This window comes from Saprospira grandis DSM 2844, assembly GCF_000275825.1.
Classification (GTDB): Bacteria; Bacteroidota; Bacteroidia; order Chitinophagales; family Saprospiraceae; genus Saprospira; species Saprospira grandis_A.
In genome coordinates this window covers 4343350-4354325 of record NZ_JH719942.1, presented here as the reverse complement: position 1 = coordinate 4354325, position 10976 = coordinate 4343350, and the positions used below count along the sequence as shown (strand labels likewise).

General features: G+C 44.7%; 11 protein-coding genes. 9 read left to right on the top strand and 2 right to left on the bottom strand.

Going from position 1 to position 10976, the window contains the following annotated elements:
• The first annotated feature begins 1486 nt into the window (after positions 1-1486).
• From SAPGRDRAFT_RS19295 to SAPGRDRAFT_RS19285, 3 genes are all read left to right on the top strand, one after another.
• The gene (locus tag SAPGRDRAFT_RS19295; RefSeq protein WP_253271382.1) at positions 1487-2161 is read left to right on the top strand and encodes a hypothetical protein; all 675 of its coding nucleotides are present in this window, start codon (positions 1487-1489) and stop codon (positions 2159-2161) included.
• Between the two features lie 210 nt (positions 2162-2371).
• Complete coding sequence (locus SAPGRDRAFT_RS19290) at positions 2372-2770, top strand: hypothetical protein (protein ID WP_253271381.1); 399 nt, start codon at positions 2372-2374, stop codon at positions 2768-2770.
• Positions 2771-2854: 84 nt separating this feature from the next.
• Complete coding sequence (locus SAPGRDRAFT_RS19285) at positions 2855-3403, top strand: hypothetical protein (RefSeq protein WP_002661150.1); 549 nt, start codon at positions 2855-2857, stop codon at positions 3401-3403.
• Positions 3404-3523: 120 nt separating this feature from the next.
• Here SAPGRDRAFT_RS19285 and SAPGRDRAFT_RS19280 read toward each other — a convergent pair whose 3' ends face one another.
• Positions 3524-4780, bottom strand: coding sequence for a leucine-rich repeat domain-containing protein (locus SAPGRDRAFT_RS19280; RefSeq protein ID WP_253271380.1), 1257 nt, complete (start codon positions 4778-4780; stop codon positions 3524-3526).
• A gap of 25 nt (positions 4781-4805) precedes the next feature.
• Positions 4806-5081 (bottom strand): hypothetical protein, encoded by a 276-nt coding sequence (locus SAPGRDRAFT_RS23050; protein ID WP_002661148.1) that lies wholly within the window; start codon positions 5079-5081, stop codon positions 4806-4808.
• A 38-nt stretch (positions 5082-5119) separates the two neighbouring features.
• Here SAPGRDRAFT_RS23050 and SAPGRDRAFT_RS19270 point away from each other — a divergent pair, with 38 nt between their 5' ends.
• The 6 genes from SAPGRDRAFT_RS19270 (at position 5120) to SAPGRDRAFT_RS19240 (ending at position 10740) form a co-directional block, all read left to right on the top strand.
• Complete coding sequence (locus tag SAPGRDRAFT_RS19270) at positions 5120-5995, top strand: STAS domain-containing protein (RefSeq protein ID WP_002661146.1); 876 nt, start codon at positions 5120-5122, stop codon at positions 5993-5995.
• 229 nt (positions 5996-6224) lie between these two features.
• Complete coding sequence (locus SAPGRDRAFT_RS19265; RefSeq protein WP_002661144.1) at positions 6225-6491, top strand: co-chaperone GroES; 267 nt, start codon at positions 6225-6227, stop codon at positions 6489-6491.
• 44 nt (positions 6492-6535) lie between these two features.
• Positions 6536-8176: a chaperonin GroEL gene (gene groL / locus SAPGRDRAFT_RS19260; RefSeq protein WP_002661143.1), complete on the top strand. Its 1641-nt coding sequence runs from the start codon at positions 6536-6538 to the stop codon at positions 8174-8176.
• A gap of 279 nt (positions 8177-8455) precedes the next feature.
• Positions 8456-8983: a hypothetical protein gene (locus SAPGRDRAFT_RS19250; RefSeq protein ID WP_002661142.1), complete on the top strand. Its 528-nt coding sequence runs from the start codon at positions 8456-8458 to the stop codon at positions 8981-8983.
• On the top strand, positions 8970-10277 hold the full coding sequence (locus SAPGRDRAFT_RS19245; protein WP_002661140.1) for a bifunctional folylpolyglutamate synthase/dihydrofolate synthase: 1308 nt from the start codon (positions 8970-8972) through the stop codon (positions 10275-10277). Before SAPGRDRAFT_RS19250 ends, SAPGRDRAFT_RS19245 begins: the two co-directional genes overlap by 14 nt.
• Before the next feature lie 10 nt (positions 10278-10287).
• Positions 10288-10740: a carboxypeptidase-like regulatory domain-containing protein gene (locus tag SAPGRDRAFT_RS19240; protein ID WP_002661138.1), complete on the top strand. Its 453-nt coding sequence runs from the start codon at positions 10288-10290 to the stop codon at positions 10738-10740.
• Positions 10741-10976: the final 236 nt, after the last annotated feature.

The following is a 10976-nucleotide window of genomic DNA, read 5'->3' as shown; positions in this document are numbered from 1 at the left end:
CCATATCCAAAGGCCCTCGCAGAGGGCTGTCTGAAATAGCTAGCCTAGGGGCTTGTCCCTAGGCAGCAAAAGAGGCGCACACAAGATTTTAATATTAGTCCCTCAACTTTTTCTTGGGAGTTTTGAAAAAGGAGAGATAAAGAAAACGTCTTTTAGTGGCTGGGTAGCTTTGGGGCTGAAGCTTAATGGAAATCTACAAGTAGAAAAAGCGAACAAGGACTTTAGTCCGTTAGTTCGCTCAGGTAATAAGCCTAGGCTTCAGCCCAGGGCGCTAAGCATAGCCGCTGTTGACTAAGCTTAATTAAAGATTCTAGGAGCTTGCCTTTTCTGCCATGGGCTGAAGCCCATGGTTGTGGGGCTATGCAAACTGGCGGGCTAAAGCCCTTGTTTGCTGATGGAGCCTAGTGGAACAGAAAATCCCCTCGAATGAGGGGATGACAATTTTTTCGATAGCCTAGGGCCTTGGCCCTAGGCAGCCGAGCAGGAAGCCATATGGAGATAATTTTCATTAGTCCCTCAACTTTTTCTGGTTTTTTTTCGGGAGAGGGCGTAGATAAGAAGTTTTTATATGAAAAGGAGGTATTAGGTTTTTCTGTCCTGCGGCTTTTCATTAGTCCCTCAACTTTTTCTTGGGAGTTTTGAAAAAGGAGAGATAAAGAAAACGTCTTTTAGTGGCTGGGTAGCTTTGGGGCTGAAGCTTAATGGAAATCTACAAGTAGAAAAAGCGAACAAGGACTTTAGTCCGTTAGTTCGCTCAGGTAATAAGCCTAGGCTTCAGCCCAGGGCGGTAAGCATAGCCGCTTGTTAGTCCCTCAACTTTTTCTTTGGAGCTTTGAAGAAAGAGAGATAAAGAAAGCGTCTTTTAGTGGCTGGGTATTTTGGGGCCCATGGGCTGAAGCCCATGCTTGCGGGTCTATGCAAAGAGCGGGCTAAAGCCCTTGTTTGCTGGAAAATGGAAAAAAATTTAGCTCCAAGAAAAACAACAACCGTCCAACCACAACCGCAAAGAAAAATCCCCTCGAAGGAGGGGATGACGATTTTTTCAATAGCCTAGGGCCTTGGCCCTAGGGTTCCTATGAAATTTATGGAGGAGAAAAAAACAAAATCAAACAACCGAAGAAAAAACAATCCTTGTTCAAAGCGGTAGAGGATTTTAATCCTCTCCGCACTATAGATGTAGAATGGAGTTGTTGTATGGCTGCTGGTTTTAACCTGCAGCCACAGCTAGCAGGCGGCGAAGCCGCCGCAAAGGAGCGAAGCGACTTGGCCTAGGGGCCTGAAAGGGGGCCGCGCAGCGGCAGACCAAGGGCGAAGCCCGCAGGGCCGAGCAAACCTGCGAGCCCTGCAAGGGCCCGGCCGCCGCAGGCGGCAGGCCCCAAAAAAATAGTAGACTTAATAGATCACTATTGACTTTCGTAACTTTTTAGCCTAGAATCATTAAGCATAAAAGGTATAGACTGAAATATTTAGATCAAAAAGTAACTCAATGATGAAATTTGTCTTCTGTTTATTATTGCCATTGATTCTCCTGTTGGCTTGTGTGACTGAAGCTTCTGAAAAGTCAGAAGAGAAGCTAGAGCAGGAAGATTCAGTTAGGCAGTTGGAGCAGCTCAAGAAGCAAGAGGGCTATTATCGGATGAGTTGTAAGATGCTGCTGCATTTGGGCCTGCAAGGAGTAGACTGTGATACATTTAGTAATGTAAATGAACAAAATTATTGGGTGCTCAATGTCATCAATAGCGAATATAGTCCTTCTCATTCTTATAAACTGTTGGCCCAATTTAGAAAGGACACATTTTTTTATACGAAAATAGAGTATGATCTTTATGCAGCCTGCTTTAGTGGACCTAATTTAGCAGGTAAGGATTATGATAGTCTCTATTCTTGGGCCTCTGAAGAGCAGGAGGGCGCTAAAGACTATCTTATCGTTTATAGCGTAAAAGATAGTTTTTTTATTCCCCCCGATCATTTTAAACGCTTTATGAATGCTCAGTTTTGGGAGTTAGCATCCGTTCAAGAGGAACCTCTAAGGCGGCCATTTTGGGAAATTATTGCTGTTGATAAAAACAATAAAAAGCATCATCATACTATCTATGCTGGAGCTGAATTAGCTAGTTGTGTTGAAATTATCATCAAGGAATCTAGCCTTCCCTTTGATTAGCAAAATGGACATACCTTTGGGGCAAAAAATACGGAGAAGGTATTTATTATGTCTATCTTTAGCCCCACTTTTAATCTTTAAATAAAAAACAAAATGACCTTACATCAACTTCTTTCGTACATCGAGCAACGACCTTGGATGTATCTTGATCCAGTTTCTCTAGACTCTTTAGATCATTATATAGCAGGTTTTTTAGCAGGACGAGGTCCTGTGGCTAAAGTATGCGAAGAGAATATTACTACTTCTGATTTATTTCGTAACTTATTTCATAAATGGGTTGTTGTGGAATTAGGGCCTGGAATAAACCCAGTTTATGGCTGGAAAAAGATCTTAAAACAAAAGTTTGAGGATGAAGAGCAGCGGTTGAAGGCCTTTTTTGATTTATACAACTCCCTTTCAAAAATAAAAGGAGTGAGTTATTCATTAGGTGTAGTTGGCAATCATGGGGAGTTCAAAGTCATTGATTATCAAGAACACAATATTGGCTTAATCCTTCTGTATGATGGAGGACCTAGTCATTGTGATAGTTGGGAGGAGGTCCAAAATATTATAAAATATAAATTTGACTCTAATTTTGAGCTCGATTTTCAAAAACTACTGCAGAGCTAAGCTCTAAAGGTCCAAATAGATCGCTCTAATCTTTAGGTTAGATGAAAAAGTTATAAAAGTAGCCAGCAAAATTGACATTTAACTATGAAGACAGAACCTAAGCTGATAATATGGGCAATATTTTTTTGCTTTCAAATTGCTGTTTGTCAGGGGCAGAACTGGGAGCCTCCTAAGGGGAATAAGTTTTTTTCTAAAGTAGAAAACATAAAAACTGGGGCCCTTCTTACGGGCTTGAGAAATGATACACTTTTTGTGTTGTTTTATGATAGACTGTTAAAGGTGGAGTTCTATTCGGCTATTGCAGATTTAAGCTGCGATAGTTGTACCTTTTTTGAGGGAACGTATAATTTTAGATCGAATTCTGGAAATCTTGATTCAAAACTACAGTCTACACTTGAAAATAATGGAGATACGCTATTTGTTGTAGAGCAAAAAACACATCATAGACATCAAGTCCTATCTGAGGATCGCAGCTACGAAGATTTGTGTGTATTGAAGCGGTATGTTTTTTACTCCAAAAAAAGGGGGGTTTACAGAATAGATTATGCCGCTAAAAAGAATCCTTCTGATTGTTTCAAACTGGGGTGGAAGTATATTGAAGGTGATTTTATCTATACATTTGGTCTCAAGTAGCTTGAAATTTTGGGGCCTCCCGCCTTTGGCGGGCGGTTACTCCCTTTGGTCGTCGAAGACGGACTAAAGGGCTTGTTGTGGCCGTTCATCTTTGGGGGCTTGGCGCTCTGCTCTGGCCCGCTACTCTCTTCTGATAAAGAGTTGGGGCCGAGCTTTCTGCAATTGGTCCAAGCATTCACCGCTAATGGGGTTGCCATCCAAATATAAGCGCCTAAGTTTGGGGTATTGGGCCAAATGGTCTACCGAAAAACTATCAATTTGGTTATTGGATAAATCAAGGAGTAGGAGCTTGGGCCCAGGCTTGGCCCGCCACTGCTCAATCTGGTTGTGGCCCAAGCGCAAGACTTCTAGTTCTTGGCCCAACACTAAGCCCGCAGACAAAGCGAGTTTGTTGTTTTGCAAATCTAAAACCTTTAGTTTTTGGGGCCAATTTTGCGCCCCCAAGGCCGAGTCGGTCAATAAATTTTGGGCCAAATACAGTTTCTCCAAAACAGGCATACTCCAATGCCTAGGCAGTTGGTCCAACTGGTTTTGGGCCAAATTCAATTGCTTTAATTTGGGCTGCAGGGCCAAACTATCGGCTATAGTCTGCAAAGAACAAAGGGATAGGTCCAATTCTTCTAAATTAGGGGGCAAGAACAGAGGGTATATATAAATAGCATTGCCCATTAGATTGAGCTGCCGCAAACTACTGGGCCAAAAAGGACTCAATTCGCCAAATTCATTTTGGGCCAAATTTAGGCGCTGCAATTGGGGCAGTTTCATCAGCTGCTGCGGAAAAATCGGCAGCCGATTCCGAGATAAATCAACTTCTTGCAAATTTTGGCATAAAAATAAACTATCGGGCAAAGCCTTGAGCCGATTATTCCGCAACAATAACTGCTGCAATTGGTCCAGCTGGACCATGCTCTGCGGCAGCCCCTGCAAAGCATTGTGGTTGAGATTGAGGTAGCGCAACTGGGCCAACTGCCCCAAATCTTCTGAAAGCTGTTCTATTTGGTTGCCACAAGCTGTTTTTCGAATCTCATAGGGCCGCCCTTCTAGATCCAAATGGACCAAATCTCGAAAGTCATATATATAGGGAGGTAAATTTGCTAAACAATTGCCAGCCAAATAGAGCTCTCGCAACTTCTGCTGTTGGGCCAAGGAGGAGGGGAGGGCAGTCAGGGCCCGCTGCTCCAAACTCAGCCGATAAATTTTTTGCTCCTTAATCAAGGTCGCCGATAAACCCTCATGCAGTTTGTCTTTTTGGTTTTGCCTAAATTTTAATAACTGCCAAGCCACAATAAAAGCAACTAGCAAAAGGCCAAGGGTAGGGAGGTAGGCGGTCCATTTTTTCATCATCTGGGGAGTTCGTAGCAAAATCAATGATAACACCTAAGATATTATTTATCATGCGCTTTTACTCCTTTTTAGCCCCTAGCTTTTTGTTAAACTTTTGTGTTCCTACAGGCCCGAAGGGCCTCGGCTTAGGGATGGAAAAGGGGGCGGCGAAGCCGCAGACCCAGCAAAATGAGCGTAGCGAATTTTGCGCAGGGCCGAGCAGACCTGCGAGCCCTGACACAGCCCGGCCCGCCCAGAGGGCGGGCAAGCCCCAAAAAATAATCTTTACCTTTTGTTCGTTTTTTTTAAAAAAAAAGTGACCAATTTTAAAAATGAACTCCCTATTAGGAATCATAGCGATATTGTTATACACCCTTTATTACACACCCTCTTATGTCTATTGTTAATATTACCTCAGCGCGTTATAGAAGTATTTTTTTATTACAAGATGAAGATCTTCTTATGGTGCGTTCGGCTATGAAGCAAATTGATGAGTATAAAGCGCCTATTTTTGAGGACTTTTACCATTGGATGGCCATTCAGCCAGAATACAGCAGCGCTTATACAAAAGAAGTTGTCTCTGTTTTTGATCGCCAATCGGATCGTTTTTGGGAACATATTACTAAAGTAGAAATTTGTGCCTCTTCTGTTGAGTATAGCTCAAAGCTAGTTTTGTTCTTTTTACAGATGGGGCTTCCTTTTGAGGCTTACCTATCTGCCGTTTTTGCCTTTAATGAAATTATAGAGAAAGCCTTTGTATACTACAAAGTAGCTAGCTTTGAGCTGATGCAAGCCTTTAAGCGAACGAGTAGTGTAGGGGTTTTTGTGGCGATAGACACCTTTAATAATGAGATGAACAAACAGCTGCAAGAGCAGAACGATATGCTCAGTCAGTTGTCTACTCCAGTGACTCCAATTTGGGAAGGAATATTACTGCTGCCAGTAGTTGGTATTGTCGATTCCTTAAGGGCCCAAAATATTATGTCTACCGTACTTCATGAAGTTGCCCAACGACAAACCAAAGTGTTCATTTTAGATATTAGTGGGGTGGCGATTATGGATACTGCTGTGGCCAATTACTTTTTAAAAGTGAGTAAAGCGGCTGCACTCATGGGCTGTCGAACAATTTTATCGGGAATTTCTCCAGCCATTGCCCAAACCCTTGTAGAACTAGGAGTCGATACCGGGCAAATAAGTACTCGAAGCCATATGCAAGATGCCTTAGAACAAGCCTTTAAATGGACAGAACTCAAAGTAGTTTCCGCCTAAGAACAAACAAGCTAGTGGGAGACAAAAAAAACTGACAAGACTGTCAGGAAGAAACTGACAAAAAGAACGGCTTTCTGTCAAAAATGCAGCCTTTATTTTCTTTTTGGCAACTGGCACAAGAGCTGTTAAGAGAGGATTGTCTGACTTTAATTGCCGCCCATTGGGCCAACAGAAAAGCAGGCATTTTATTGAAAAAAGAATTCATCTATAACTAAAAAACAGTTTAGCTATGAGACCCATCAACGATCGCGTTGTTGTGCAACCCGCCGCCGCTGAAGAAAAATCTAAAGGTGGTATTATCTTGCCCGAACAGGCAAAAGAAAAGCCTCAGAGAGGTGTAGTAGTGGCCGTTGGTCCTGGTAAAGACGGAAATGCCCTTACGGTAAAAGTGGATGATGTTGTACTTTATGGCAAATATGCTGGCCAAGAGATCAGCCATCAGGGAAAAGATTACCTCATTATGCGTGAGGACGACATTCTTGTTATTCTTGACTAAGTTTTCATCTTTTTTCTCAAATTTTAAAACACTAGCAATATATCATGGCTAAAAAAATTAGCTTCAATACAGATGCACGCACTCAATTGCGTGAAGGAATTAACGCTTTGGCCGATGCCGTTAAAGTAACTTTGGGCCCCAAAGGCCGCAATGTGATTATTCAAAAAGCCTTTGGCGCTCCTCATATTACCAAAGATGGCGTAACGGTAGCCAAAGAAGTAGAACTAGAAGACCCCATCCAAAATATGGGCGCTCAAATGGCCAAAGAAGTGGCTTCTCGCACTGCCGACGTAGCCGGCGATGGTACCACTACAGCCACTGTTTTGGCCCAAGCAATGGTCAATGCAGGAATGAAGTTGGTCGCCGCTGGCGCCAACCCCATGGACCTCAAAAGAGGTATCGATAAGGCCGTAGCCAAAGTAGTTGCTGCCCTTAAAGAAAGTTCTGAAATCGTTGGCGATAACTTCAATAAAATTGAACAAGTAGCCACCATTTCAGCCAATAACGACCCCGAAATCGGAAAACTCATTGCCGAAGCAATGAAAGAAGTAAGCACCAATGGCGTAATTACCGTAGAAGAAGCCAAAGGTCGCGAAACTTATGTGACTAAAGTGGTGGGTATGCAGTTTGACCGCGGTTACCTTTCTCCTTACTTCGTCACCAATACCGAAACTATGGAATGTGAGTATGAGTCTCCCCTCATCCTCATTCACGATAAAAAAATTAGCAACGTACAACAACTGGTGCCCGTACTAGAAAAAGCCCATGGCACTAGCCGCCCACTAGTTATCATTGCCGAAGATGTAGATTCTCAAGCCTTGAGCACTTTGGTCGTGAACCGCATCCGTCTAGGCCTCAAAGTAGTTGCCGTAAAAGCCCCAGGCTTTGGCGATCGCCGCAAAGCCATGCTCGAAGATATCGCTATCCTTACTGGAGGTACCGTAATCTCTGAAGAAACTGGCTATAGCCTAGAAAACGTAGAACTACACCACCTCGGTAGCGCCGAACGTGTAACAATCGATAAGGACAATACTACTGTGGTGAACGGAGAAGGCAAACAAGAGCAAGTAGATGCTCGCGTAGCCCAAATTAAGGTCCAAATGGAAAATAGTAGCTCTGCCTACGACCAAGAAAAACTACAAGAGCGTTTGGCCAAATTGGCCGGCGGGGTAGCTGTTCTTTATGTCGGTGCACCTACCGAAGTAGAAATGAAAGAGAAAAAAGACCGCGTAGATGATGCACTTCACGCTACCCGCGCTGCCGTAGAAGAAGGTATCGTTCCCGGTGGTGGAGTAGCCCTTCTCCGCTCAGTAACTGCCCTAGATGGCGCAGAAGGCGAAAATGATGATGAAACTGCCGGTATCAACATCGTTCGCACCGCCCTAGAATCGCCCCTGCGCACTATCGCAAGCAATGCCGGCGTAGAAGGCTCTGTAGTCATCATGAAGGTACTGGAAGGCAAAGGCGCATTTGGCTACAACGCCCGCACCGAAACTTACCAAGACCTCAAAGAAGCTGGTGTCATCGACCCCACTAAAGTAAGCCGCGTAGCCCTAGAAAACGCTGGCTCTATTGCTGGTATGGTCTTGACTACCGAATGCGTGATCAACGATATCCCCGAGGAGAATGGCGCTGCTAGCATGCCCGGCGGTGGAATGCCTCCCGGTATGGGCGGCATGATGTAAATCATCTCCCCAAATCATTTTATTAACCAGAAGGCCTTTCGAGGCTTTCTGGTTTTTTATTTTTTGGGGCCTCCGCTGCGGCTTCGCCTTGCGGCGCTACGCTTTGGGGCTCGCAGGTCTGCTCGGCCCTTCGCAGGCTTTGCCCGCTCGGTCTGGCCTAACGGCCACCCCGCCGCATCGCTAGGCCAAGGAGCCCCTGGCCCTACACATAAGCCCCAAAGGATTTTAGAAAAGGACAAAAAAATGCTAATTTGCTCCCTCAAAATAATGACTACATTCATGAAAAAATTATGTTTGGGACTACTGCTGCTTGGGCTGCTTTGGTCTTGTAAAGACGAGGAAAAAGGCTGCACCTTTACCGAATTTCCAGCCGTTTTCCCCCAAGAGCTTTCGCTCATCAAAAATTATCAATATGAAAGTTTTGAGGGCGGCTCTAGCGAAAACTTTGAGCTCAATGGCATTTTGCGCTACCCCATTAAGGTCCGCTTTTTACAAAAGGGCTGCAAGGAACTGGTCCAAGAACTGCATTTTGAAATAGACGATAGCCAAGACCCCATTCCAGCCGATTTACCGCCTACTGATTGCGCTAGACTTTTGGCAGGCATTTTCTTACAATTGGGCCAATCGCATCCGCAGCTCAGTATGCTAGGTAATTATGCCGAGCTGTTTGGGCGCAGAGCTCCCAATTTTGAATACAACCAACCACTATTGTTGCAAGATGGCTTTACCGCCCAAATTGACAAATTGACGAGTAAAAGTTATACGGTAATCAGTCTGACCTTAAGACAAACGAATGAAGAAGAATAATAGCCCTTATCAAGAGGCCCTAGATTTTTTATACGCCCAGCTGCCTATGTTTCAGCGGCAAGGGAGTACCGCCTTTAAAAAGACCTTAGACAATAGTTGGCGCCTATCGGAACGCCTGGGCACTCCCGAAAAAAAGTTTCGCTCGGTCCATATTGCGGGCACCAATGGCAAGGGCTCAACTACTCATGTTTTGGCCGCTTTGCTACAAGCCCAAGGCTATAAAGTAGGGGTATATAGCTCGCCTCATTATAAAGACTTTAGAGAGCGTATAAAAATTAATGGCCAGTACATCTCGGAGGAAGAGGTGGTTAACTTTGTGGGGGAGCAAAAGGAATTTATTTTGGGCCAGCAGCTTTCTTTTTTTGAGTTGACCGTGGGCATGGCCTTTCATTATTTTGCTCAGCAAAAAGTAGATTGGGCCATTATTGAAACGGGCTTGGGGGGGCGTTTAGATTCTACCAATATTATTTCGCCCGAGCTCAGTCTGATTACGAATATTGGTTGGGACCATAGCGATATTTTGGGCGAAAGCCTAGGCCTAATTGCAGGCGAAAAGGCGGGCATCATCAAGGCCCAAACCCCAGTCATTATTGGCGAGCGGCAGGGCGAAGAAATTGCCCAAGCTTTTGCGCAAAAAGCTAAGGCCGAGCAGGCGCCGCTTTACTATGCCGAGGAATTGGTCCAACTAAACAAAGGCGAAGAAAACGTATTGGGGGGGCACTATAATTACCAATACAAAGATTTAGCTGCTGCAGATATTTTTCTGGACCTAGCAGGAGATTTTCAGTTTTTCAATTTGCGTTTGGCCTTGGCGGCCTTACATTTGATGCAAGAAAAGCAGCTGATTGAGCTCTCGGAAGAGAAAATAAAATTTGCCCTAGCCAATATTCGCTCCTTAACGGGATTTATGGGCCGTTGGCAGCTATTGGAAGAGGGGCCGCCCATGCTACTTTGCGATTCGGCCCATAATGTAGATGGTTTGCGTTATTTGGGGCAGATGTTGGCCAAAATGGAATATGCGCAACTGCATTTTGTCTTTGGGATGGTTCGGGATAAATCGACGGAGAAGATTTTGGCGGCCCTGCCCAAGGCGGCCAATTATTACTTTGCTGCGGCGCAAATTCCTAGAGCCAAGCCAGCCGATCAACTGCTCCAAGAAGCGGCTAATTTTGGCCTAAAGGGAACCACTCATGAGAGCGTGGCAGCGGCTTTGGCCGCAGCTAAAGCAATGGCCCAAAAAGAAGATGTTATATTTGTGGGGGGCAGTATTTTTGTAGTAGCCGAAATTTTATAAATGAACTACCATGCCTAAAGCCCTAGTCTTTTTACTTAGTTTTTTTTATGTTCTAGTCCTTTTTGGCCAAGAAGAGGCTGCTCTTAGTGGCCGCATTTACGATGAGCTCTCTTCAGATCCCTTAGTAGATATGCAATTGAGTTTATTGACCTTAGATGGGGCTATACAGTTTAGTGCTTCGACGGATAGCAAGGGGCATTTTTCTATTTATAATATTCCGGCAGGGCAATATATTTTGCAGGGGCAAAAGGGAGGCTATGCCTTACTTTGGGTAACCGAGGTAAAATTGGTCCCCTTAGACCTCTTGACCCTAGAGATTGGGATGGAAGGACCGAGTTATTTGATGAATGACAGTCTAAAATTAGAGCTGCAAGAAGTCTTGCTAAATTATAGGCCTAAAAAGAAGCCCAAAAAGCGAAAAAGAAAAAGAAAATTCTGGCGATTTTGGTCCAGAAAAAAATAGCTCATTTTGGGGGCGGTAGTGCGATAGCACTACCGCTTTTTTTTAGCGCAAAGGCTAGAGCCCAACAAACTGCAGGATGCCCTAAGCAGGCTGGGCCGCCCCGGCTGAGGGGCTGTAGCAGGGCCGCCGCAGGCGGCAGACCGAGCGGGCGCAGCCCGCGCAGGGCCGAGCAGGCTTGCGAGCTGCGCAATGGCCCGACCCGCCCATAGGGCGGGGCAGCCCCAAAAAAGAAAAAT

What these genes read in the sequence shown, in the direction of transcription:
- SAPGRDRAFT_RS19295 (WP_253271382.1), top strand. Translation starts at nt 1,487, where the DNA reads ATGATGAAATTTGTCTTCTGTTTATTATTGCCATTGATTCTCCTGTTG.
- SAPGRDRAFT_RS19285 (WP_002661150.1), top strand. Translation starts at nt 2,855, where the DNA reads ATGAAGACAGAACCTAAGCTGATAATATGGGCAATATTTTTTTGCTTT.
- SAPGRDRAFT_RS23050 (WP_002661148.1), bottom strand. Translation starts at nt 5,081, where the DNA reads ATGATTCCTAATAGGGAGTTCATTTTTAAAATTGGTCACTTTTTTTTT.
- SAPGRDRAFT_RS19270 (WP_002661146.1), top strand. Translation starts at nt 5,120, where the DNA reads ATGTCTATTGTTAATATTACCTCAGCGCGTTATAGAAGTATTTTTTTA.
- SAPGRDRAFT_RS19265 (WP_002661144.1), top strand. Translation starts at nt 6,225, where the DNA reads ATGAGACCCATCAACGATCGCGTTGTTGTGCAACCCGCCGCCGCTGAA.
- groL (WP_002661143.1), top strand. Translation starts at nt 6,536, where the DNA reads ATGGCTAAAAAAATTAGCTTCAATACAGATGCACGCACTCAATTGCGT.
- SAPGRDRAFT_RS19250 (WP_002661142.1), top strand. Translation starts at nt 8,456, where the DNA reads ATGAAAAAATTATGTTTGGGACTACTGCTGCTTGGGCTGCTTTGGTCT.
- SAPGRDRAFT_RS19245 (WP_002661140.1), top strand. Translation starts at nt 8,970, where the DNA reads ATGAAGAAGAATAATAGCCCTTATCAAGAGGCCCTAGATTTTTTATAC.
- SAPGRDRAFT_RS19240 (WP_002661138.1), top strand. Translation starts at nt 10,288, where the DNA reads ATGCCTAAAGCCCTAGTCTTTTTACTTAGTTTTTTTTATGTTCTAGTC.